Genomic DNA, 24,407 nt, shown 5'->3' with positions numbered 1-24,407 from the left:
CCCCCTCGAAAAAGGCCTGCAAAACCGCAGTTTTCTCCCAATCCACCACGCCAGACTTTTTCTGCAAAAAACCTACCGTCGAACCGCCCCGATCGACACCGGAACCTGCTCCACGATCTCGATACCAAACCCTTGCAGCGCCGGAACATGCGTCGGCGTATTCGTCAACAGCCGAATCTTGTGAATCCCAAGATCCGACAGAATCTGCCCGCCCAAACCAACCTGCCGCAGCGTCCTGTGCGCCCGATCGTCGCTCCCTTCACGCGCTCTCTGCTCCCGATGCAATACCACCCGCGCCGGCGTAACCCCTTTATCCACGCCGAAACCCGCGCTCCCATTGTGCAGATACACCAACGCACCCCTACCCGCCTCCGCGATCATTCGCAGCGACTGCTCCACAACTGCCCTGCAATCACACAACGTCGTTGAAAAAACATCCCCCGCCAGACAATGCGTATGCACCCGCACCGTCACAGGCAAATCGCCCGTCACATCGCCATAAACCAGCGCAATATGCGACTCCCCACCTTCCACTTCACTCTCATACGCAATCATGCGAAACTCGCCATGCGCCGTAGGCATCAGCGACTCAGCCACACGATGGATATACCGTTCATTCTGTAACCGATAGCGGATCAAATCCGCCACAGTCACCATCTTCAGCCCATGCTCCGCACAAAACTTAACCAGATCCGGAACACGAGCCATGGTCCCATCGTCGTTCATGATCTCGCAGATCACACCCGCCGTCACCAACCCCGCCATCCGCGCCAGATCGACCGACGCCTCCGTCTGTCCCGCACGCACCAGCACACCGCCCTTGCGCGCCCGCAGCGGAAAGACATGCCCCGGCCGCGCCAGATCATGCGCCGTAGACTTTGGATCAATCGCCACCTGGATCGTATGAGCCCGATCAGCAGCAGAAATGCCCGTCGTCACGCCCTCGCGCGCCTCGATACTTTCCGTGAACGCCGTCCCAAACCGCGACGTATTCTCCTGCGTCATCGGCCCCAATCGCAGATAATCCGCGCGCTCTTCTGTCAGTGTCAGGCAGATCAGACCGCGACCAAACTTCGCCATGAAGTTGATCGCCTCCGGCGTAACAAACTCCGCAGCCAGTGTCAGATCGCCTTCATTCTCGCGGTCTTCATCATCGACTACCACCACCATCCGACCAGCTTTGATCTCTGCAACTGCCTCTGACACGTCAGCAAACATAGCCTTCACCTTTCCCCGCACAACACATTCGACGCACCCAATGCTACGCCCGTCGCAGAAAAAGAAATGCCGCCCACACAGGGCGGCGTCTCTTTTTACAATCGAATTACAAAACCTGCATCAATCACTTACAAAGTAGACTCGATCTCGAATCCCCAGGCTTCCAACAGCGCCTCAGGAATGTACTTCGAATTCTTATTTCTCCGGGCCCACTCACGAAGCCTGGTCGACCGAATGTACTGGTCAGGGGTCAGCTTGAACTCCTTCACAACCTGCTCGAACGATGTTACGGTTGGAACAACCGGCCCGATCGGCTCAGGCTTGCCCCAGTTTGGATTTCCACGACGCTTTGCCATATCTTTATCAGTACCTCTTCAAAGATTAACTTCCCGCACTTCACCTGCTCAGAAAAAATTCGCAACTCTCATTCTAAGGCATTTATGCGCCAAAAGCAAGCCCTGAAGCAGCCTTCCGCATGGTTCCCAACAGCATCTTCCCCGCAACTTCAACCCCATCAGTGCTGTTGCGCCAAAGCATAAAACTTCACCATATCTGCCTTCAACTCCTTGAGCGCATCCACATTCAGATAAACCATGTGACCGGCTTGATAGTACCCAAACTGCACATTTCCAATTAACTGTTCCGGTAAATCCATATGGCTCAAGTCGTACTCAGTCGAAAAGAACGGCGTAGCCAGGTCAAAGTACCCGTTCGCTGAAAATACCCGCAGTCTGGGATTCTTCCGCATAGCGTCCGAGAGGTCCACCGCGACATCAGGCGCGGTCTGTTCTCCATTACGCCCAGGTCCGCCACCACCTGACGGCTTATGTTTGAAGTCCCAATCCTGATTCAGTCCAGGTCCCGACAGGTAGTAAGTCTCCTGACTCATGTACTTCAACTCTCTCTGAATGTAGTCATGAAACGCCCCGACATACACCCCGCTAATCCCTGTGTCCGACGGGTCATACCCTGGGCTATCCCCCGCAGCATCCGGATCCCAGCCCATAAATCTTGCGTCATATCGACCCAAAGTTCTCTCATCGTTGCGCAGTAGCTCTTTACGAAACCGCGTCGCCGAGATGTGCAGCTTCGACTCCTTCACATACTCCACGCTCAACCCCGTGATCGCCGCTACCTTCGCAGCCATCGCGTCGAACTCGGCTCGCGGCAGCTTATCCCCCTGTTGTATCGCCTCCGCATATGGTCCACGAGCAAACACTCTCGCCTGCTGCACCCAGTCCGCAAGCGTCAGATCGGTCTTCACTTTGTGATAATGGTATGCAATCGCAGCAAACGATGGCATATACCCAATCGCCTCATAGTCAAGCCCGGGGTTGCGCCGATTGTAGTTCAAAATCGACGACAACAACGTCACCCCATTGAACTCGATGCCGTCGTTCTGTAGCGCCGCAACCAGACCCGCCGACCGCGTGGTCCCATACGATTCGCCAAACAGAAACTTCGGCGAGTTCCATCGCTGGTTCGCCGTAATGTACCGGACAATAAATCTCTCAAATGCCTTGAGGTCCTGATCCGTTCCTGCAAAGTCTTTCGCTGTCCCTTTTCCCACCGCCCGAGAGAAACCCGTCAGGGGCGCATCGACGAACACCAGGTCACTTTTATCCAGCAGACTGTACTGGTTCTGCACCCACTCAAACGGCGCAGGCCCAGTTGCCTCGGGACTTTGCGTCATCACACGTACGGGCCCAAACGATCCCATATGCAACCAGATCGTCGCCGCGCCCGGGCCACCGTTATAGAAGAACGTCACCGGCCGATTCTTCGCCTCAACTCCATCTTCGGTATAGGCCACATAAAAGATGCTTCCATTCACTTTGTCTTGATCATCGCGAATCAGCAGATTCCCCGCCGTCGCTGTGTAGTGAATCATCTGCCCGCCCGCTGCCCACTCATGCTTGGTTACAGAGGTCGTCTCCGATGGAATTGGTATCGTCGGCTCTTCCTTCGCGGCTCCATCACCCGCAGCGTGTGGCCGAACCTCAGGCGTCTGCGCCATTCCGGTCGTCACCAATACTCCGACCATCACTAAGACTGCGATTAAACGTAGTATTTGCGATACCACAAACAACTTCGGTCGTCCTGACAGATTCAAAGTGCACTCCGTATCAAGTTTTTGCGCAATCGGTTTTACAACTCTTAGGAATGCCACAATCATAACCTTGCAAAACGCAGGGTTGCACCTTATTCAATAAACTGACCAGCAACGTTTGTCGAGAAGGCACAATTCACACACCAGGGTTGCGAACAAGGTCAACCACGGATTCATCCTCGATAGCTGAAACACCGGATTCTGGTAGATCGCGGCCTCTGGATCGCTGACCCGTTCTACATACCCACCCTGAGCAGTCTGGTCAGTTGGCGTGTTGTCCGCGTCGATCGTCGGGCCGGAACCCATAGCAATGAAGCATTGCTAGGCATCAGGCGTAAACTTTCTTCAGTGTCGAAGATTCTTCAACGGAACCAATATGGATTCTCGCAATTGATATGTTAAGGTAACTCTACAGTCGCGGCTTTCGTGAGAGTTTTGTCGCCGCACCGTTGGGTGAGAGCTAACCAAAAACTTCAGGGCGTGAACCGCAGGGGGCGGATGAGCACAAAAGTTGCTCTGATACACCGGACACAGTACCTGTATGACAAAGCGGTCGCCCTCGGTCCACAGGTCGTACAGTTGCGTCCGGCCCCGCACTGCCGCACTCCGATTCTCAGTTACTCCCTTAGCGTTACTCCTTCCCAGCATCTGCTCAACTGGCAGCTCGACCCGCATCACAATCACTTGGCTCGGCTTCTCTTTGCAGAAAAGACAAAGGAGTTCGTGGTTGAGGTGAATCTAATCGCGGAGCTATCGCCATTCAACCCGTTCGACTTCTATCTAGAGCCGGGCGTAGAAGAATACCCTTTTGAATACACCCCGGAGCTGGCAAAGGACCTTGAGCCGTATCGCACGATCGATCCGGCTGGCCCTCTTCTCCTAGCCCTGATCGAGAGCCTTTCGCGCGAGAAGCGCGGGACGATCGCCTTTCTTGTCGACTTAAATCAGCGAATCCGCAATGAAGTCGGATATGTGACCCGTCTCAGTCCAGGAGTGCAGTCTTGCGAGGAGACGCTCGAAAAGCACACTGGGTCCTGCCGCGACTCTGCATGGTTGCTCGTGCAATGTCTGCGGCATTTGGGAATCGCGGCACGCTTTGTCTCCGGATATCTCATTCAATTGGCAGCGGACGAGGAAGCAGCGGAGGGTTCGAGCGGCCCGAAGACTGACTCTGCGGATCTGCATGCATGGGCAGAAGCATTTTTACCAGGTGCAGGTTGGATTGGGTTTGATCCGACCTCGGGCCTGATCGTCAGCGAGGGACACATCCCGCTCGTCTGCACACCAAACGCCTCCAGTGCCGCCCCAATCGGGGGCACAGTCGAGCCGGCGAACGTGGACTTTACTTACACCATGTCAATTCGTCGCTTGAATGACCCACCACGCACATCCAAGCCCTTTACAGAGGAGGACTGGGCGCAGGTAGAACGCGTCGCACATCGCGTCGATGCAGACCTTGAGGCACAGGACGTGCGCCTGACCATGGGTGGCGAACCCACCTTCGTCGGCATCGACGAGCCCGAGAGCCCGCAATGGAACATCGATGCTCTAGGACCGATGAAGCGAACCCGTGGCCTGGATCTCATCCAGTGCTTGCGCGCGAGGGTGGCCCCAGGCGGACTGCTTCACTACGGGCAGGGAAAGTGGTATCCAGGAGAGCCCCTGCCGCGTTGGGCGCTAAGCTGCTATTGGCGCGCCGACGGAGTTCCCGTCTGGGAAGATATTGCCCTCATCGCTCGCGAAGACAAAGACTACGGCTTTAACACGTCCGATGCTCTCAAGTTCATGGAAGCCCTCGCGCACCGTCTCCAGGTAAGTCCCGAAAACCTGCTGCCTGCTTACAACCCCGATAGTGAAGCCACAGAACCAGCCGGATACATCTTGCCCACCCGTCGTCGCCAACCTGCAGGCCGGTTGTCCTGGTCGAGCCAGCTATGGTTCCCTCGTCCTGAACGTCTGTTGCTCACGCCGGGGGACTCTCCCATTGGCTATCGGATATCAACCGAGGCCATGCCCTGGGTAGCGCCGGACGATGTTGAATACGAATACGAAGCTGCACCCTTCGCGGATCGAATCAAGCTTCCAACAGACTCGCTCCGCCACATGGACCTCTTCCATCAAACTCCCCCAAGAGACCCGCTACCCGCGCTATCCGCTACAGCAGAGACCGCACACGAGTTGATCCGCCCATCGTTGTGTATCCAGGCTCGCGAAGGACGTCTGCATGTCTTTTTGCCCTATGTGTCGAAGCTGTCGGACTATCTCGACCTGGTAGCTGCCGTCGAGGACACATGCCAACACCTGCAAACACCGGTGTGGCTGGAAGGCTACACCCCGCCCTCCGATCCGCGACTGCGATCGTTCAGCGTCACTCCAGACCCTGGAGTACTTGAGGTGAACCTGCCGCCCGCCAGCAATTGGGACGACCTGGAACAGATCAACACGCTACTCTTCGAGGAGGCACGTCGAAACCGGCTGACGGCGGAAAAGTTCACCTACGACGGCGGCCATATCGCTACTGGCGGAGGCAGCCATATCGTGGTGGGCGGAGCCACCATGCTGGAAAGCCCCTTTTTGCGACGCCCCGATCTTCTGCGAAGCATGGTAGCTTTCTGGCAAAACCACCCATCGCTCTCCTATCTCTTCTCGGGCATGTATGTCGGCCCCACCAGTCAATATCCACGCGTGGATGAAGCGCGTACCGATGCCCTGTATGAACTTGAGGTTGCGTTCCGCAATCTCCCGACGAGTGACTGCCCTCCATTCATTGTGGATGGACTATTCCGCAACCTGCTGGTCGATGTCACAGGCAACTCACATCGCGCCGAGTTCTGCATCGACAAACTCTATCCACCGGACGGCCTCGGGTTGCGCTTCGGTCTCCTTGAGCTGCGCGCCTTCGAGATGACTCCCCATGTCAGAATGGGCCTGGTCGAGCTATTACTCATCCGCGCATTGGTCTGCTCGTTCTGGAAGCAGTCATTTGAAGGCAGACTTATTCGTTGGGGCACAGCGCTCCACGACCGTTTCATGCTGCCCCATTTTGTTCAGAGTGACTTCTTCGATGTACTTACTCATCTGCGTCGTTCCGGCTATGACTTCGAAGAAAAGTGGTTCGCTTCGCACCTGGAGTTTCGTTTTCCGAAGATTGGTTCGATCTCGGCAGACGGAGTTGAACTTGAGCTGCGTCGAGCTCTAGAACCCTGGAACGTGCTCGCTGAAGAGACGGCCTCCGGCAGAACAGTTCGCAGCGTGGACTCCTCGCTCGAGCGGATACAGGCGAAGGTATTCGGATTTATTACGGAAGGGCGTTATGTGGTTGCATGCAACGGGCGCAAAGTGCCGCTCCATCCCACGGGCGACCCCGGAGAAGCGGTAGCCGCCATACGATACCGCGCTCGACGGCTACAAGCGACGCTACACCCGACTGTTCCGCTCCACGTACCACTTGTCTTCGACATTATCGATTGTTGGAAAGAGCGTTCGATCAGCCGGTGCAGTTACCATGCCGTACCACCCGACGGTCGCATGTATACCGCACCGCCCGCAAATGCAGCAGAAGCGAAAGAGAGGCGTCTGGAACGCTTTCAAACGTCCGATCCTCCTCCTGGCCCGATTGCGACGCCGACGGAAGAGACCAACCCAATCTTCCCCATGACTCTGGACTTGCGTATGCCCCCGCCCGCACATAGTATCCACATCGAGAAGCCGGGGCTTGTCCCATGACTGTCGATCTCTATCAAACTTCGCTGCACTACGGAGCGGCCTACGACGAGTTGTCAGCCGATGGTGTGACTCCTCGCCCGCACTGGTCACACCTGATGGAGTCGCTGCGCACGATCGGGCCCGAAGAGCTCGGACGACGCTGGAGCCGTGCCGAACGCCGCATTCGCGAGAACGGAATCACCTACAACATCTACAGCGATCCACTCGGTGCGAACCGCGCGTGGAGGATCGACATAGTTCCGCTGCTAATTGCAGCAGACGAGTGGCGCTTCATCGAAGCCGGCATCATTCAACGTGCCCAGTTGCTGAGCCTTCTGCTCGAGGATCTCTACGGGCCGCAGAAGCTGGTGGAGCAAGGGCACTTCCCTGCGGCTCTCCTTTACGCCAATCCAGCGTTCCTTCGGCCTTTGGTGGGCGTACCGGTTCCTGCGCACAGTTATCTGCACATGCTGGCCGTCGATCTTGCTCGTTCTCCCGACGGCCAGTGGTGGGTGCTGGCCGACCGCACGCAGGCTCCCTCAGGCAGCGGCTACGCGCTCGAAAACCGCACCATTGTGTCAGATGTTCTACCCGATCTCTTCCGCACTTCGAACGTTCTGCGTCTTGCTCCGTTCTTCCGCGCACAACGCGAAGCGCTTACCAGCCTCGCTCAGTGTGACAATCCGCGAATCGTCCTTCTCACTCCAGGGCCGCTCAACGAAACCTACTTCGAACATTCGTATCTCGCACGCTACCTTGGATTCACTCTCGTCGAAGGGGCAGACCTCACCGTGCGCGACCGGTGCGTATATCTGAAGACCGTCGACGGGTTGGAGCAGGTCCACGTTATCTTGCGCCGAGTCGACGATAGCTTCTGCGATCCGCTGGAACTCCGAAGTGACTCGCTTCTGGGTATTCCGGGCCTCGTCGATGCCATCGTCGCTGGAAACGTGAAAGTCGCCAATGCACTGGGAAGCGGCGTGATTGAAACAGCCGCCGTCATGCCGTTTCTTCCCGGCCTCTCCAGACATCTTCTCGGCGAAGAACTCAAACTGCCCTCCGTCGCGACCTGGTGGTGCGGACAAGAGTATGCACTCGACTGGGTGCTCGATCATCTCGACTCTGTAGTAGTAAAACCTGCTTTTCCGTCACGTGGTATGGAACCTATCTTCGGCGCCGAACTCCCGCACGCCGAGAAGCGCAAGTTTGCTGAACAGTTGCGCGCCCATCCCCACGAGTATGTTGCTCAAGAGCAGATCGCTTTATCAACCGCTCCTGTATGGGACAACGGCCGTCTCAACTCACGCAGCGTAGTACTGCGCACGTATGTGCTAAATACCGGCAACGGATGGCTTGCCATCCCAGGCGGTTTAGTCCGGGTTGCCGAGTCGGCAGGATCGGTCGTCTCCATGCAACGCGGTGGCCACAGCAAAGACACCTGGGTTCTTTGGGACGGTCCCGTAGATACATTCAGCATGCTGCACCCACGCAACGAGCCAGTCGAGTTACGCCGTGTCTCGCGCTCCGTTCCCAGCAGTGTGGCGGACAATGTTTTCTGGTTGGGACGATATGCCGAGCGAGCGGAAAACATAGCACGGCTGTTGCGCCCGATGGTCTCTCGCGTACGACGGGCCGATGAGGCGGAACTTGGCTGCCTCCTCCGGCTGCACAGTTGCCTGGAAACACGGCACAGCAAGTTGCCAAGGTCGAAAGACAGACGACCGACGTCGCTTGAGCTCGAACACGAGCTGATTTCAGTCATGACCGACAACAAGCGGTCTGACAGCCTGTCCTCCACGCTAGTGGAGGTCTACCGGGTTGGAGGCAATGTTCGGGAGAGGTTGTCCTCCGATATGATGCACCTCCTCGGCCAGTTGCGCGACTCAATCAAGATCGAGCCTGACACACCATCGCTCGAGTATCCGGCGTTGCTGAGCGTTTGTCTGGGACTACTCTCAGCATTTTCCGGAATGGAGCGAGAGAACATTAACCGTGGACAAGGCTGGCTGATCATGACCCTCGGCCGTCGACTCGAGCGCGCAATCTATCTGACACGACAACTACGCGAGATCACCAAACCGCTCGCAGAACAAGACTGGCCACTCCTGGAGTGTCTGCTCGAGGTCGCGGACAGTTCTATGACCTATCGAACGCGATACTACACAACGCTTCAGCCGTTAGCGGTGCTCGATGTACTCATGGCAGACGAGACCAATCCCCGTTCGTTGGACTTTCAACTCAGTCATCTCGTCGATCTCTACCAAAAACTCCCGCGACATCTGCCCGAAGATCTGCAGGCGATGAAAACTGCACTGGCGTTGTTACGCAGCTTTGATCTGCGGAAGTTGAATCATCCATTGCCAGGTGCCGCACCCGTAGCGAAGGAAGCGAATGGACTGTCCCGTCTTGAGAATTTCCTCAAAGAGTTGGAACGTCTGCTGCCCTCCTGGTCGAATAACCTATCCAACAGATACTTCAGCCACGCTCGCACCTTGCCGATCGCCATGGGCCAATGATCTATAGAATCGTCCATCGAACCACGTACAAATACAGAAATCCGGTCTCTCTCGGAAATCATGTAGCGTGCCTTAAGCCCCGATTGTTGCCACACCAGCAGTTGACGCAAACCGAACTTCGAATACAACCCCTCCCGGCAACCCGGACCGAGCGAGTGGACTACTTCGGAAATCTTCTCTGCTTCTTCACCGTTCAGGAGCCGCACAAGCAACTGGTAGTAGAGGCGCGGAGCGAAGTGATTATGCAGGACAATGCATCGCCTTGGCCGCAACAGTCGCCACCGTGGGAAGTAGTTACCCAATCCCTTCCGAACGATCTCACTCCTGCAGGTCGCGAAGCCTACCAGTTTGGATTTGAGTCACCGCGTATCCGCATACGGACGGAGTTCGCTGACTATGCGCTCCAGTCATTTACACCGGGGAAACCAATGGCGGAGGCGTTGCTGGATCTGACCGCAAGGATTCACAAAGACTTTCGCTTCGACTCAAAGGTCACCACCGTCCGGACGACCACGGAAGAAGTTTTTCGAAAACGGCGCGGTGTATGCCAGGACTTCGCACACCTGCAAATCGCCTGCCTCCGTTCCCTGAACCTCGCCGCCCGTTACGTAAGCGGCTATCTTCGAACCTATCCGCCACCCGGTCTACCGAGACTGATAGGCGCCGATGCATCTCACGCCTGGGTATCTGCGTACTGCCCCGGAGCCGGTTGGCTCGACGTGGATCCCACAAACAATCTTGTCCCATCGAACGGCCACGTAACACTAGCCTGGGGCCGGGACTACAGCGATGTAAGTCCGCTTCGTGGCCTGATCTTAGGAGGCGGCGCTCATACACTCAAAGTCGCCGTCGACATGGAGCCGCTCGATTGATTAGCGTCATCCCCCTATCGTTACCTAACGACAAAAAAGGTAACAACTTCAACAAACTGAAGCGACGTGATCGATAACAACCGCGTCGAATGTGCTGGTCCCATATCTGCAGTCACGAGAGACGACATAAGGACCATCTATCGAGCTTCTGACTTAGTGGCGAGCCCTACCTCATGCAACCAGTCAACGGCCACACTAACCTTTATTGTCTCTTTGTGCGCCAGCCAGGATGACTATGGCTGCAGATGCCTACCGATGGAGATCAAATTACTGAGAGTTTTTGCATAGGCACTAATTCAAATGAATATTTCTCTTCAGCAGAGGAAAGCTCCGCGACTGAGCGAGCTTCACGGCCTTCCATTCGTTAAAGCGGGCGGCTGAACCTGGAAAGCCGTTGATAATTCACCAATCCGAGCATGATAGCTTCGGCTCATCGATACTTTCTGACCATTCATCAACAAAACCGTGAACTCTCCGCTTGGCTCGGTCCGTACTTCTTTCAAATATTGAAGATTAACGATAGCGGAACGATGCACGCGCATGAACATCTGTGGATCGAGCTTCTCCTCAAGATGGCTCATCGTCTCGCGTAGTAGGTGTTGCTCAGCTTCCGTGCAAATTCGTACATAATTCTCTTCCGCTCGAATCCAACGAATATCCGAGACTGGCAGAAAAAGGATGCGACCGCGAGACCTGAAGACAATGCGGGTTATATAGGAAGTGGAACTCTGACCACGCCCACTGCTGCGTACGGCACCCTGCTTGGTTGCGCATATCTGCTCCGTGGCGCGTAGAACCGCCGAATGCAAACGTTCGGACGAGAATGGTTTGAGCAAATAATCCAAAGCGTGAATCTCAAACGCGCGCAAGGCATACCCGTCGTGTGCGGTAGTAAATACGACACGTGGCATAGCTAGATCTTTGCAGGCTGATAGCCTGCCGATAATATCGAAGCCATCCAGCCCGGGCATACGGATATCGAGAAAAAGCAGATCTGGTTTCGTGGCGCGCACAAGCTCTATAGTTTCGCCAGCTGACGCGCCTTCACCGACAATCTCGATCTCAGGTTCGTCGCGAAGAAGCTGCCGCAACTTCTGTCTTGCCAACACTTCGTCGTCTGCGAGGATAGTGTGGATCATGCTGTGCCAAACCTTGTTAGTTTGTCTGTTGGACGAGCGGGAAACTGTAATGGAAGCTTAATCGTCACTTCAACCTGATCTCGTGCAACCTCACGTATGGAAAATGTCTGCTCATCTCCATAGTGCAGCTGTAAACGGCTCTTTATATTGGCCAAACCGACGCCTTGGCCATTTGTGGACACTTCTTGATTCGACTGCAAACCTGCGCCATTGTTGAAAACACTCAACGTTAAATATCGATCTTCTCGAGTTACTTCGATCACGAGCAGGCCATTTCTGTCCAACTTGGAGAGCCCGTGAGCATACGCATTCTCGATAAGTGGCTGAAGAATCATCGCAGGCACAAGCGCATCATGCAATTCAGGATTAACTGAAAGTTGTTGGCGTACGCGCCCCATGAACCTTCGCTCTTGCATTGCGAGATACATCTCAACAAACTCCATTTCGTCATTCAGACTGATAAATTGGACTTCGCCGCGCTCCAGGGTAATACGCAACAAGTTACCGAGTTGTTCCAGCATCGTGTCGGCCGCAGCGATATCCGTCCGCATCAGACTGGAGATACTGTTCATCGTGTTAAAGAGAAAATGCGGATTCAACTGCATGCGCAGGGCTGCCATCTGGGCCTGAGCCAGCTGTACTGACAATTGGGCAGCGGCATCTTTTTCCTGCCGGAACCTCTGGTAGTAGCCGACACCTCGAAACAGGCAGAACGCACACCAAAAAATCACCATGCTATCGATCAGCTCTGCGTCCAATTGAAACGCAAGCCTCTGCCAATACGTCATGTGCGGGTGGTTGAGTGGGAGATGTGGGAAGCACGCCACCCAGACCATCTCTTCAGCAACACTAGTAATGATGCTGAGCGGAAGAACTTGCGTAACGATCCACACTGCGTTTGCCTGCTGAATCCGCGGCCCTAACCACCTCCACATCAACCAGCAGAGCACACCCCACAAGAAATACTGCACCGCCCACGCCTTCAATAAAACCCATATGCTGATGTGGTAGTTCCATAGGCGGACACTCATCCACTCTTGCAGCGCAAAGAGCATGCCCAACAAGACTGAAGCGCCCACAAAGATTACCGGATGCATGAAAGCTGGCTGTGCGCGCATGTGAGTTATAGACAAAGGTTTCAGCAAATCCTCCTCAACCTGCTTCCTATCAAGAACGTATACGTAAGCAGGCGCTCAGCGGTTCACAGCTTCAGGAGCCTGGCGTAGAAAGCGGTTCATCAGCATGTAGTCCGTTTAAAGAAGCTGCAAGGGCCGATGCAGGAAAACGTCCGCTCTTCTCCCCGTCTTTATAGACGAAGTGAAGAACGAGATGATGCTGCTGAAACCAGGTATTCGCGTCGGAATCTAGCATTTCTATCTGCCTTGTTCCCAATGTCTCAGACAGTGTCGAAACATCATTGCGAACCAGGCGCATCGCTGGCTCCCCGCCCTGCAATACAGCCGTTCGGAAACGATAGTAAGCGGCTTTGCTGTCCTTGGGAACTCCTTTCCCATCACGCGAAAGTACTCCGAGCACGATAGATGACCTCCAGGAACCTGCCTCTGCCGCTGCTTCCAGCATGGATACTGCTTCCTGCTGAGATATTGCCAACTCTGCATGGTTAACCAGGAGCAAGCCCAATGAATGCATTGCTTGTACATAGCCGGCGACTGCTGACTGGCGAAAGAGCGCCGCGGCCTTGCGAAGATCATGGGGATGATTCGCTTCGGTAGAAAGGAGTGTGCCTAAGTTATAGGCAGAGATAGGATCGTGCAGCTTTACACCTGTGCGATACCATCTTTCAGCGGCAGCTGTATCCTGCTTCACTCCCATTCCAAAATAATAAAGATTGCCAAGATACGAAGCGCCAGTACCATCTCCTCTGCTCGCCGCCTCCTGAAAAAGCTCTGCTGCGAGCGTCTCATTTTTGGGAACACCGATGCCCCACACGTACATCACACCAAGATTTACCTTTGCCCTGGTGAAGCCCGACGCAGCGGCGAGTTGATACCAATGCATCGCCCGTGAAGAATCCGTTGGCACACCAATGCCGACTTGATAGAAGAGCCCTATCTCGTTTGCGGCTTCAGCATCTCCGCTTTCAGCAGCTTTTTGATACCAGTATGCCGCCTGTTTCGCATCCTTCGGCACCCCATTCCCAGTGAAATAAGCAGCGGCGAGTTCGATCTCTTGCGGCACATAACCATCTTTCGCATCCGCCTGTAGCTGCGAGATATTCGACACCGCGGCCGCAGAGATATGGTCAATAAATAATGTTGCGCCAAGTAAAAGCACTACTGCTCTTAGGCAGACCCGGACGACTACTAAGCGCGTGCGAATAGTTTGTACCATGATTCCCTCCAAATTTAGATTTAGTCCACCTGCGACTCCCCCTTGACATACTCAAATGCAGCAACCGGTGCCGCATAGACCTATGGGAGTACGAGATGGTAATCAATGGAGTTCAAACGCCTGTAGCTCTGTCGTCACGGTAGAAAGCACTGCGAATGCCCGTGCAGACTGTTGATCATCCTGTAGAAGCGACTCGTCACAAAGTTGGATAACGTATTGCGCGTCTCGTCAGATCTCCTCATCTGACCGAAGGACATAGATTCAAAACCCATCCTGTGTCATCTGATTGTCGATTCAGAATTCGCGCTGGATAACTTCAGCATCTCGGTGTAAGTGTTCCAGGCTTGAAATCAAGATCGAAGCGAATCGGTAGACCTGCGACCTGATTCGATCGACTCTCCAAACGTGAGTTCGGAAGGTCAGGTTATGCAGCGGCAAGGCTGGAAGTCGACGGGCTTAGGCTTTTACCTGCGTAGCTCCCTCAGTTCCCTCACTCCCATTGGAGTTGGACCTGTAGATATCGACTTCTCTGCCTGCCTTGTTCACCATAAGACACTGGCCTCAATGACTAACGAATCATGCAACTGAATATCCGAATCGATCCCTGGTTGGCCGGTATGTTACGAACAAACAATATGGAGTGACGAAGTAGCCGAAGTTAGGGAATGGAACATTTCGACGGCATAAATGAAAATGAAAAGATCGATGCAATGCTACGTAGATAATTCCTAATCTCTCATTAACTGGAAAACACGCTAAAAAGTTCTACAGTTTATAGGAATTCAGCGAACGGATTCGATATTGGATGTCTGAATTGAACACGAGTCGAGCCCGCAGGAGAAAACACGCAGAAAAAATGCTAAGAGTGACGTTTCCAGTTGCAGCTTTTCGATGAGCTTAAATTTGACTTGCATTGCTCACAACAGTACTGCTCGTTGACTTACAGACTATCGAGTCACGAATGAAGTCACCCTTCTTTTATCATCAACTATCTAAATTTTGGTGCAACAAGGCGCCCTAACACTTTGCTGGTCGCTCGACCATGACATGCAGTCTGACCTGTCAATTTGCCGCTTGTCACATTTCTCCGCTCGCTCGTCACAATGCTATTGCTCATCCGAAAAGTGTTGGCACATGATACAGAGCATCGGATCCCAAGGTAAAAAAAGAAGTGGTGACAAATAGTTTTACTTAAGAGGGCTGGTGGCTCATGCTAACTACTTTCAAGACACTTTCTGACATGATCAGAAGCAAAACGCTGCTTCTTAGTCTCGCAACCGCTTTCATCTTGACGCAAATTTCATACTCCTATGCCCAGGAAACCGGTCAGATCTCGGGAATCGTAACCGACTCCACCGGTGCAGTCGTCCCCGGAGTCTCCGTCTCTGCAAGGAATGCAGGGACGAACGCCGTCAGAACGACCACAACGAGTAATACCGGATCTTACCTTTTTACCGGCCTGCAAGCGACGGTATATGAGGTCTCCATTGCCTCATCCAGCGGCTTCGGAGCCTTCAAAACAAAGGCCGAAATCACGGTCGGAGGCGTCCTGACTCTCGATATAAAACTACTGCCATCAGCCTCCATTGAGACCGTTACAGTCGAGGGCGAGGGCGGCGTCGCTGTTAATACGCAGACTCAAGAGGTCTCACAAGTTGTAAGTAGCCAGCAGGTATCTCAACTTCCCAGTTTGTCCCGCAATCCTTATGATTTCGTCACTATTTCGGGCAATATCAGCTCTGGCGACAAAGTGACTTCGAGCGGTGCGACCTCGACTACCGGCGACCAAAACGACACCACCCGAGGAGTTGGGTTCTCGCTCAACGGGCAGCGATCCACAGGTACCGAGATTCTTCTGGATGGGGTTGAAAATAACGATACCTACCTGACCGGACCAGCGCTGATTCAAATTCCGATCGATAGCGTACAAGAGTATCGCGTCATTACCAGCAACTTTGGACCCGAATATGGCCGCGCCTCTGGTGGAGTAGTGAACATCATCACCAAGAGCGGAACGAACTCATTTCACGGTGGTGCCTGGGAGTACAACCGCCTCTCGGCATACACGGCAAACACGGTGACCAACGCTCAAAGTGGCATAGCGAAGGGAAACTACACGCGCAACCAATTTGGTTACGCGATCGGTGGCCCGATCCTGCAAAACAAGCTTTTCTTCTTCCAAAGCACAGAATGGGCTCGGGTACGTGGCGCGGGGAGCAACCAGTCACTTATTCCCACGCCTCAATTCATTTCTGCTTCTGCTTCAAACCTCCAGGACTACTTTGCTGCATATGGCAAAAATCCTCCCGCATTCGCCTCCACTTTAAGTAAGGCAGATGTTGTGGCTGGCGGTGTGACACCGACGCCAGGCGGCCCATTCGACGCGTTGCCCGACTCTTTTCCAGTCTTTGGAGTTGTAGCGTTTCAGGCGCCTTCCAATGCAGGCGGCGGCAACCCGGGAAATACGTATTACCTCGTCGGACGCGTCGATTACAACCTCAGCGACAAAACACAAATGTTCGGCCGTTATGCGCTGTACAACGAGATTGACGACCCAGGTGGTCTCTTCAGTTCGCCATACTCTCAATACAATGTTGGACAAGCGATCAAGGGCCAGACCTATCTTTTCGGACTAAGCCACCAATTCAACCCGTCCCTAGTCGGCAGCACGAAATTAAGTTTCACTCGGAACTCGACGGATCAAAGCTACGACACAGCGCTCGGGAATACTCCGGTTCTTTACTTCAAGAGTGGTGCCAACTTTGCCGGAATTAATGCCCAGCTACCTGGATTCTTTGACAACAATGAAGGCACCGGCGGGCTACCTGCAGCAGGCCCGCAGAATACAGTACAGATCAATCAGGACTTCGATATCACGAAGGGCCATCACTCGATGAAGTTCGGAGTGCAACTCTTCTACATCCAGAACAACATCTCTTACGGCGCCTATGCCCAGGCAGTTGAAGGTATTGGATCTAGTCTGCCGAACTCATTGGATGGTTTCCTCACAGGCCAACTTGCTCTATTCAAGGCCGCGGCCAATCCACAAGGCGCATTTCCATGCTTCCGGGACTACGCCACAACTGACTTGACAGTAACGCCCGCCTGCACTGTCAACCTGCCAGCCTCTCAGCCAAGTTTCTCGCGAAGCAACCGATACAAAGAATGGGCTGTCTATGCGCAGGACTCCTACAAGATGACACCGAAGTTAGTCGTCAACTATGGGCTTCGCTACGATCACTTTGGTGTACTCCGCGACAATCATCCGAGTCTGCAGGCCAACTATTTCACTGGCCCAGGAGCGGACATCTATGCACAAATACGAAATGGCCAGGTATTGACGACACCGAATAGCCCGAACGATCGGCCATGGAATCCGCAGTACGGGACTCTCTCTCCGCGAATCGGGTTTGCCTACGATGTTGCAGGCGATGGAAAGACTTCCATCCGTGGCGGCTACGGCATCTCTTATGAACGGAACTTCGGCAATGTCACTTTCAACATAATTCAAAATCCGCCAAACTACGCAGTGCTGACGATTAACAACACACCTGTGACAACGAATAACTTGGGACCATTGGGCGGAGCCTCAGGGTCTGTCGCGCTGCCTCCCTCTTCACTGCGGGCCGTAGATCCGAATATTCGACAGGCCTCCACTCAGTTCTACAGCCTCACGTTAGAACACCAACTGGCACCTAGTGTGGTTGCGTCAATCGGTTACATAGGTTCGCGCGGTATTCACCTTTACGACATCAAGGACTATAACCAGCAGGGTGCCGGAAACGTGTATTTAGGCGATCCTATAATTCAGAATCCAGCCGCAGGAAATGGATACTCGCGATTGAATAACCAATATAGCGATATCAACGATCGCGGAAGCAACGGCGACTCACACTACGACGGCATGAACATTGGTCTGCAAATGAACGACTATCATCACACCGGACTAAGTGTGACAGCGAACTACACCTACGCTCACTCACTGGACGACATCAGCTCGACGTTTTCTGAGAGTAACAGCGCATCCAATGGCATCGGCAATCTCGGATACCTCAATCCTTTCAATCCTGCATTAGACTACGGGGCCTCCGACTTTGATACACGTCAGCGCTTTGTATTGGCGCCGATCTACCAAACCCCATGGTTCAAGGGAAACAGAAGCATGATGGGCCGTCTCCTTGGTGGATATCTGATAACTGGAATCTATACCGTCCGGACAGGCACGCCTTTCACTTATTCGGATAGCACTCAATCGTTGAACGCAGGAGCGGGATCTGGCATTCCGCGATATCTTCCCTCCGCTGCTATTACAAATAAGAAATTCAATAAGAGTACCGGCCAGGCAGGCCCTAACGTATACAACATCGGAACGCTGCCTGCAGCCATTCCGTACCCGGCTGCCAGCCTGCCCTACGATAATGGAATAACAGGAGGAATCTCAGATTTCGGACCTTATCCAGCTGGCATGACTCATCGAAATGCGTTCTATGGTCCGGGAGCATGGAACTTCGACGCAGCAGTAAGTAAGAATATTCCCATCACAGAGCGTGTGTCAGTCGAGCTGCGCGCCGAAGGTTTCGATATCCTGAATCACCATAACCTATACGCCTTGGAACTCAATAACGATGTAGCCAACTTCGGATACGATCCAACTTTGGAGACTCCCCAGCTTCTCCAGGCGAGGAAAGGTGGCGTGAATGGTGGCGCAAACGATGAGCGACGGTTTGGACAATTCGCAGCGCGTATCGTCTTCTAACAGCTCGTCACTGCTTGGTAATTGAACAAAATGTTGCCTCAACAGTTCTAAGCCAGTCCGACCGAAATTCGCTGACGTCCGGCGGTCTGCTGAATCGTTCGTGCGCGTTCCTAGTGACCACAATGACCACGTCCGAAAACCGCTAGTGGGCATCCTCTGGGATGAGAGAATCGGTGCATGGAATTACCGGATCGAGCAGTGTGTTATCGAGCGTTGCAGAGTCGAGATGCACGTTTTGACGGGCTAATCTTCGTGGCGGTTAAATCTACCGGGATCTACTGCCGCCCAATCTGTCCTGCCCGCACCGCACTGTCTGAGAATTGCACTTTTTATGCCTCGGCCGCGGCCGCACAAGATGCGGGTTATCGCCCATGCCTTCGTTGCCGTCCTGAAACTGCCCCGGATCTCGCCTCTTGGCGGGGAACGTCCAATACCGTATCCCGAGCACTGGCCCTCATCGCAGAGGGAGCGCTTGACGGTGCGGGCGCAAGCGTCGAGAAGCTGGCAGAACGCCTTGGCGTGGGTGAGCGTCAGATGAGACGCCTGTTTCTTCAACACCTCGGAGCGTCTCCGCTATCAGTTGCCCAAACAAGACGTATTCTCTTCGCGAAGCAACTCATCCATGAAACACGGATACCCATGACTGAAGTTGCAGTCGCAGCCGGCTTTGGCAGCGTTCGTCGATTCAACGAAACATTTCAAAATCTATTCCACCGCCCGCCAACTGCGTTGAGGCGCAGAAAGTCGGCAAGCCAGCCAACCGTAGATGACGGAATCACTCTACGGTTGCGATACCGTCCACCCTACGACTGGGATTCGATCATCGGCTTTTTGCAAGCCCGCGCTATACCGGAAGTCGAACTTGTGGAGAATGGTCATTATCTCCGCACCGTTGAGATGGATGGATTCACAGGTTGTATTGATGTCTCCCATCAACCCGAACGACACAACATCTGTGTCAGGATTCGCTTTCCAAACGTCAAGTCGCTGCCTGCCATCGTTGCGCGGGTCCGACGTCTGTTCGATCTCGGCGCAGATATCGAAACGATCGATGCACATCTTTCAAGCGATCCCGCTTTGGCTCCACTCATTGCAAAACGCCCCGGACTGCGCGCTCCTGGTGGCTGGGACGGCTTTGAGCTGGCAGTGAGGGCCATCCTGGGCCAACAGATTAGCGTCGTAGCTGCACGCCGTCTGGCTGGACAGATCGTTGCACTCCACGGCAAACCTGTGCCTAACGCCAACGTTTGTCATGCTGGACTCTCACGCGCATTCCCCACAGCGAAACGATTGGCAAAAGTTAAATCAATAGGTTTGGGGATGCCCACAGCGCGTCTGGCGGCCCTTAAAGCGCTAGCCGAGACAGCAGTTGCGGATCCCAATCTATTCCGTCAAGCAGGCAATATCGAAGAGACCATCGACCGATTAAAGTCCATCCGCGGAGTAGGCGAATGGACTGCTCAGTACATCGCACTCCGCGCTGTTCGTGAGATGGATGCCTTTCCATCCACCGATGTCGGGCTTCTGCGAAGTGCCGCTGCGATTGATCGAACCACTGCGATAACTTCAACTGATCTCCTTGATCGAGCCGAAGCATGGCGCCCGTGGCGTGCCTACGCAGCGCAACATCTTTGGGCAGCAGACCCAACATTACTTAATCGAAACGGACAACGTGCATGAGTGAACCTTTGCAACTAATCATCGACCGAATTGCTACACCAATTGGCGAGATGATAGTCATCGCAGACCATGATGGGAATCTTCGCGCTGTCGACTGGGCAGACTACGAACCTCGTATGCAACGTCTACTACAGCGCCACTATGGTGCGAACGGGTTCAAATTTGAACCCGGCAAAATCTCAGCGAGACTTACGGAGGCTATCAATCGATACTTTGCTGGTGATCTTGCCGCGCTCGATACGTTGCCGGTGGCCACATCGGGTACTCCATTTCAACGCAGCGTCTGGCGCGCGCTGAGGGACATTCCTTTCGGAACAACTATCACGTACGCTGCGTTAGCCCAAAAGATCGGCAGACCCGCAGCCGTAAGAGCAGTAGGACTGGCGAACGGCGCCAATCCGATCGGCGTGATTGTGCCCTGTCATCGCGTAATCGGCACGAATGGCTCTCTGACCGGATACGGCGGAGGAATTGATCGAAAACGATGGCTCTTGAAGCATGAATCGAGCCCATTTTCCCTTGAAAAACACTACCTCTACTTAGAGCCGTAACGGACTTATATCGAACCTGTCCTGTTGACGAATCGTACGACTCAGTAAGCTGAGGTAAATGTCTCCGGCCAATCCAAGTGGCACATCAATATAATGGCCGCTCATGCCATTTAGAGTTCTCATCTTTCTCTTCGCGTTTTTTCTGCCCTCCCTGCTCTTCGCACAGGAGCCGGTCGCTCAAGATTGGAAGGGCGTACTGCGCAATGACGCCGGAGCTTTTACCAAAAGCGCCACCATCCGTCTCGTTGGGAAAAAAGGCAAACTTGTCGCGGATACATCAGCCGATGGCAGCTTTCAATTTCCCAACCTGATACCAGGAGATTACAAACTCGATGTAGTGATCGATGGAATCTCACATCCCTACAAAGAGACCCTCAACCTCAAGCCAAACTCGCCGCCCGTAGTCGTGACTATCTCTGCCGATGGCACCATCTCAGTCGCATTGCGTTCGGAGGAAGCCGCGAAGACGGGCGGAGAGAAACTCTCCAGCCAGACCGTCAGCGCCATCCCGCTGAACAAACGTGACTTTAGCCAGTTGTTGCTACTTGCAGCAGGCACCATGACCGATGCGAACGGTCAGACAAACTTCACTCAGCAGTTCGCCATCAACGGACAACGCGGTGTCGAAGCAGTCTTCGCTATGGACGGCGCAGACACCAGCGATCCCGAGATGGGCGGCGCAACCTTCAGCAACTACAACGTCGACGCCGTCGAAGAGATCCACTCAGTCTCAGGTTGGATGCCCGCCGAGATTGGCCGCGGCGCTGCAGGCTTCACGAACATCACCACACGCTCCGGCAGCAGCGGCTTTCACGGTTCAATCTTTGAGTTCATACGAAACTCTGCGCTCGATGCACGCAACTACTTTGATCACCCGTCTATCGCTGAACCCGGCAGAATCCCCCCGTTCCGCCGTAACGAGTTTGGTTTCACCAACGGCGGCCCAATCATCCTGCCTCACATCTACGACGGGCGCGGAAAGACCTTCTACTTCGGCGAATACCAGGGCTTTCGCCAGGTCCTCGGAACAACACAGGTCCTCCCCGTACCCACCTCCGAACAACGCCTCGGCCTGAACACGACAGCGTACCCGGGCGACACGCTCTTCATCACACCACCGTCAGATATCGCAGCTATCTTGGCCCGTTATCCCCTGCCAAACAATCCCACCGGCCCCTATGGGGCCAACACCTACGCGGCCTCATCCAAAGTTGTCACCAATGCCAACCAGTTTTCGGTCCGCATCGATCAAGTGTTCTCCCCTAAATCGCACCTTACCGCAAGATTCAACTTCAACAACTTATTCGGACCAACCACCAATCCCGACCAAACGGCAATCGACACAGCCTTTGGCGTCGTCTATGTCGATCACCAGCGCAACGGAGTCCTCACCTACAATCACGCCGTCACTCCACGCTTCTCCTTCGAAAGCTCCATCAGCTTCACTCGCACCACCCCACAGTTCCCTACCCCCGACCACGTTGATCCCGCCGTCAAATTCAACGACGGCCTCTTCGAAGCCTTCAACTCAGCCGGCGGCTCCGTCATGTCCGCCTATGGCAACCTTTTTCTAGGAAGGCAGAACTTCACCTTAGCCATCGGCCGCCACCTCATCAAGGCCGGTGGCGAGTTCCGCGCCAATCGAGACACCACCTACTTCGGCATCAGCCCCAACGGCGAATACGACTATGGTGGAGGAACCGCGTACTCCCCCGTCAACATCACCTCACAGAGTGGCACACACAACATTCACGTCGGAGACCCTCTACCCGACACCCTCAGCGGCCTGCTCACTGGAAGCGCATTCGTCTACACAACAGCCGTCGCGCCTCCCTACGTCTCCGGCGGCAGTCACATCGGCCCCGCCGCAATCTCGCGCTACGGCGGAGCAATCTACGCGCAGGACACCTTCAAAATCTCCCCACGATTCGTGCTCGACTACGGCATCCGCTACGAACTCTACACTCCAATCACTGAGCGCGCTCATCGCACCTCGGGCTTCCTCATGAATGGATCGCAGCAGGAGTATCTCGACAACCCGCAGCCCGGTTATAGATTCGATTGGGGTGGCGTCGCTCCTCGCGTTCAACTCGACGTGGTGGTCAAGAACAACCTTCACCTTCACGCCGGAGGAGGCATCACCACCATCCCACCCAACATCTGGCAGGACAACTTCCTCACCGGCGCAACCCCATTCGTCATCTATCCTCACATCACAGCAGCTGTAGGCGCTCCAATCCAATACGGATTTCAAATCACATCGGCCCAGCTTCCCACGATGTATACCCCCTCCGGCCAGAATGTCTTCGCTAACGGCAACCCCAAGACTGTACCGGCCAACACCGTTCTCGATATCGAGCGCTATCAGCGGGACCTCGCCGCACTCTCACCCGGCACACAGTTCACGCCATTAAACCTGACCGGCATCGAACGCAGCTTCGGCAACGCATATCTTCAAACCTGGACAGTCGGCCTCGAAGATCAGATCGGCAAGCTTACAGCGGACATCGCATACGTCGGCACTGCCTCTGTCCACCTTCCGCGCATCACCTTCCCCAACGCCTACTCGGGGGCAACTCAGGAGTTCGCGCAATTCACCAAGTTCGATAACGCAGGAAACGCTATCGGCGGCTTCGGTACAGAGCAGTTGATCACCGACACCGCGCACTCCACCTACAACTCTCTCCAGGCCTCGCTCACCGGTACGCCCTTCGTCGGTGGCCCCGGCATCCAGATCAGCTACACCTATGCAAAGTCTCTCGATGACACAAGCGGTGTCTCTGCAAACGGCAACACAACCGGCGCGGTCTCCAGCCCCTATCCTCAAAACCCCTTCAACACCCACGCCGAAAAGGGACCCTCAAGCTTCGATGTAACCAACGGATTCACGATGAGCCTCGCCCAGGATCTGCAACTAGAAAAAATCGAATTCCTCCAACCTGTAAATCGAAAAGTAACTGCAGGGTGGGAGTTACTCAGCATCTCAACCATCAGCAGCGGCCTTCCCTTCACCATCTACTCTGGAGTCCAGCAAACCGGCGCAGGTTCAAACGGTGTCGACCGGCCAAACCAGATCGGAATACCTCATCTCTCTACTGCGAGAAAGATCCGCGAAGACTACTTCGGCGAGGGCGCAAACAACGCATCGTTCTTCTCCATTCCAATCAACGTTCCCGGCGGCACCGGTCCGAATCAAGGCGTCTTCGGCTCTCTCGGCAGAGACACCTTCCGCGGCCCCGCCTTCTACGACTTCGACTTCTCGCTCATCAAAGACACGCCAGTAGGAAGACGCTCCGGCGGCAGCGAACTCTTTGATGTCCAGTTCCGTTCCGAGTTCTTTAACATCTTCAACATCGTAGATATGGGTCTACCGGCAAATACCATCAAGGGTTCAGGCTTCGGCCTGATCAGCAAGACCGCCGGAACCTCTCGACAGATTCAGTTCTCCGTCAAGATTCTTTTCTAAAAGAACATCAGTCCTATCAACGGCCAGAGCCCTGCAGTGAGG

13 protein-coding genes are annotated in these 24,407 nt (G+C 54.4%); 7 read left to right on the top strand and 6 right to left on the bottom strand.

Features of this window, described 5'->3' with window-relative positions:
• Positions 1–72: 72 nt before the first annotated feature.
• From ribB to RBB82_RS19855, 3 genes are all read right to left on the bottom strand, one after another.
• Entirely contained in the window at positions 73–1,218 is a 1,146-nt protein-coding gene (gene ribB, locus RBB82_RS19865; protein WP_433972474.1) for a 3,4-dihydroxy-2-butanone-4-phosphate synthase, read from the bottom strand.
• Between the two features lie 128 nt (positions 1,219–1,346).
• Positions 1,347–1,574, bottom strand: coding sequence for a hypothetical protein (locus RBB82_RS19860; RefSeq protein WP_020713518.1), 228 nt, complete (start codon positions 1,572–1,574; stop codon positions 1,347–1,349).
• A gap of 158 nt (positions 1,575–1,732) precedes the next feature.
• Positions 1,733–3,247 (bottom strand): S10 family peptidase, encoded by a 1,515-nt coding sequence (locus tag RBB82_RS19855; protein WP_433972473.1) that lies wholly within the window; start codon positions 3,245–3,247, stop codon positions 1,733–1,735.
• 579 nt (positions 3,248–3,826) lie between these two features.
• Between RBB82_RS19855 and RBB82_RS19850 the strand changes: the two genes are divergently transcribed.
• From RBB82_RS19850 to RBB82_RS19840, 3 genes are read left to right on the top strand one after another with little or no spacing between them, the layout of a single operon-like run.
• The gene (locus tag RBB82_RS19850; RefSeq protein ID WP_433972472.1) at positions 3,827–7,054 is read left to right on the top strand and encodes a DUF2126 domain-containing protein; all 3,228 of its coding nucleotides are present in this window, start codon (positions 3,827–3,829) and stop codon (positions 7,052–7,054) included.
• Positions 7,051–9,549, top strand: coding sequence for a circularly permuted type 2 ATP-grasp protein (locus RBB82_RS19845; RefSeq protein WP_433972471.1), 2,499 nt, complete (start codon positions 7,051–7,053; stop codon positions 9,547–9,549). Before RBB82_RS19850 ends, RBB82_RS19845 begins: the two co-directional genes overlap by 4 nt.
• On the top strand, positions 9,546–10,421 hold the full coding sequence (locus tag RBB82_RS19840) for a transglutaminase family protein (RefSeq protein WP_433972470.1): 876 nt from the start codon (positions 9,546–9,548) through the stop codon (positions 10,419–10,421). The genes RBB82_RS19845 and RBB82_RS19840 overlap by 4 nt, the downstream gene beginning before the upstream one ends.
• A 347-nt stretch (positions 10,422–10,768) precedes the next feature.
• On the opposite strand, the gene RBB82_RS19835 is transcribed toward RBB82_RS19840, so the two are convergent.
• From RBB82_RS19835 to RBB82_RS19825, 3 genes are all read right to left on the bottom strand, one after another.
• Entirely contained in the window at positions 10,769–11,560 is a 792-nt protein-coding gene (locus RBB82_RS19835) for a LytR/AlgR family response regulator transcription factor (RefSeq protein WP_433972469.1), read from the bottom strand.
• Positions 11,557–12,705: a sensor histidine kinase gene (locus RBB82_RS19830; RefSeq protein ID WP_433972468.1), complete on the bottom strand. Its 1,149-nt coding sequence runs from the start codon at positions 12,703–12,705 to the stop codon at positions 11,557–11,559. Before RBB82_RS19830 ends, RBB82_RS19835 begins: the two co-directional genes overlap by 4 nt.
• A gap of 64 nt (positions 12,706–12,769) precedes the next feature.
• On the bottom strand, positions 12,770–13,912 hold the full coding sequence (locus RBB82_RS19825) for a hypothetical protein (protein WP_433972467.1): 1,143 nt from the start codon (positions 13,910–13,912) through the stop codon (positions 12,770–12,772).
• A 1,240-nt stretch (positions 13,913–15,152) separates the two neighbouring features.
• Between RBB82_RS19825 and RBB82_RS19820 the strand changes: the two genes are divergently transcribed.
• The 4 genes from RBB82_RS19820 to RBB82_RS19805 all read left to right on the top strand — a co-directional run bounded on the left by RBB82_RS19820 (position 15,153) and on the right by RBB82_RS19805 (position 24,365).
• The gene (locus RBB82_RS19820) at positions 15,153–18,668 is read left to right on the top strand and encodes a TonB-dependent receptor domain-containing protein (protein WP_433972466.1); all 3,516 of its coding nucleotides are present in this window, start codon (positions 15,153–15,155) and stop codon (positions 18,666–18,668) included.
• A gap of 177 nt (positions 18,669–18,845) precedes the next feature.
• Positions 18,846–20,348, top strand: coding sequence for an AlkA N-terminal domain-containing protein (locus tag RBB82_RS19815; protein WP_433972465.1), 1,503 nt, complete (start codon positions 18,846–18,848; stop codon positions 20,346–20,348).
• On the top strand, positions 20,345–20,899 hold the full coding sequence (gene ogt / locus RBB82_RS19810; RefSeq protein WP_433972464.1) for a methylated-DNA--[protein]-cysteine S-methyltransferase: 555 nt from the start codon (positions 20,345–20,347) through the stop codon (positions 20,897–20,899). The genes RBB82_RS19815 and ogt overlap by 4 nt, the downstream gene beginning before the upstream one ends.
• Before the next feature lie 103 nt (positions 20,900–21,002).
• The gene (locus RBB82_RS19805) at positions 21,003–24,365 is read left to right on the top strand and encodes a hypothetical protein (protein ID WP_433972463.1); all 3,363 of its coding nucleotides are present in this window, start codon (positions 21,003–21,005) and stop codon (positions 24,363–24,365) included.
• The last annotated feature ends 42 nt before the right edge of the window (positions 24,366–24,407 follow it).

The sequence above is a fragment of the Tunturiibacter lichenicola genome, assembly GCF_051013355.1.
GTDB classification, from domain to species: domain Bacteria; phylum Acidobacteriota; class Terriglobia; order Terriglobales; family Acidobacteriaceae; genus Edaphobacter; species Edaphobacter lichenicola_F.
This window is presented reverse-complemented; position numbering and strand designations above follow the sequence as displayed.

Coding starts and splice junctions, on each gene's coding strand:
- RBB82_RS19815 (WP_433972465.1), top strand. CDS start 18,846: ATGGAATTACCGGATCGAGCAGTGTGTTATCGAGCGTTGCAGAGTCGA.
- RBB82_RS19850 (WP_433972472.1), top strand. CDS start 3,827: ATGAGCACAAAAGTTGCTCTGATACACCGGACACAGTACCTGTATGAC.
- RBB82_RS19835 (WP_433972469.1), bottom strand. CDS start 11,560: ATGATCCACACTATCCTCGCAGACGACGAAGTGTTGGCAAGACAGAAG.
- RBB82_RS19820 (WP_433972466.1), top strand. CDS start 15,153: ATGATCAGAAGCAAAACGCTGCTTCTTAGTCTCGCAACCGCTTTCATC.
- RBB82_RS19845 (WP_433972471.1), top strand. CDS start 7,051: ATGACTGTCGATCTCTATCAAACTTCGCTGCACTACGGAGCGGCCTAC.
- ogt (WP_433972464.1), top strand. CDS start 20,345: ATGAGTGAACCTTTGCAACTAATCATCGACCGAATTGCTACACCAATT.
- RBB82_RS19805 (WP_433972463.1), top strand. CDS start 21,003: ATGCCATTTAGAGTTCTCATCTTTCTCTTCGCGTTTTTTCTGCCCTCC.
- RBB82_RS19840 (WP_433972470.1), top strand. CDS start 9,546: ATGATCTATAGAATCGTCCATCGAACCACGTACAAATACAGAAATCCG.
- ribB (WP_433972474.1), bottom strand. CDS start 1,218: ATGTTTGCTGACGTGTCAGAGGCAGTTGCAGAGATCAAAGCTGGTCGG.
- RBB82_RS19825 (WP_433972467.1), bottom strand. CDS start 13,912: ATGGTACAAACTATTCGCACGCGCTTAGTAGTCGTCCGGGTCTGCCTA.
- RBB82_RS19860 (WP_020713518.1), bottom strand. CDS start 1,574: ATGGCAAAGCGTCGTGGAAATCCAAACTGGGGCAAGCCTGAGCCGATC.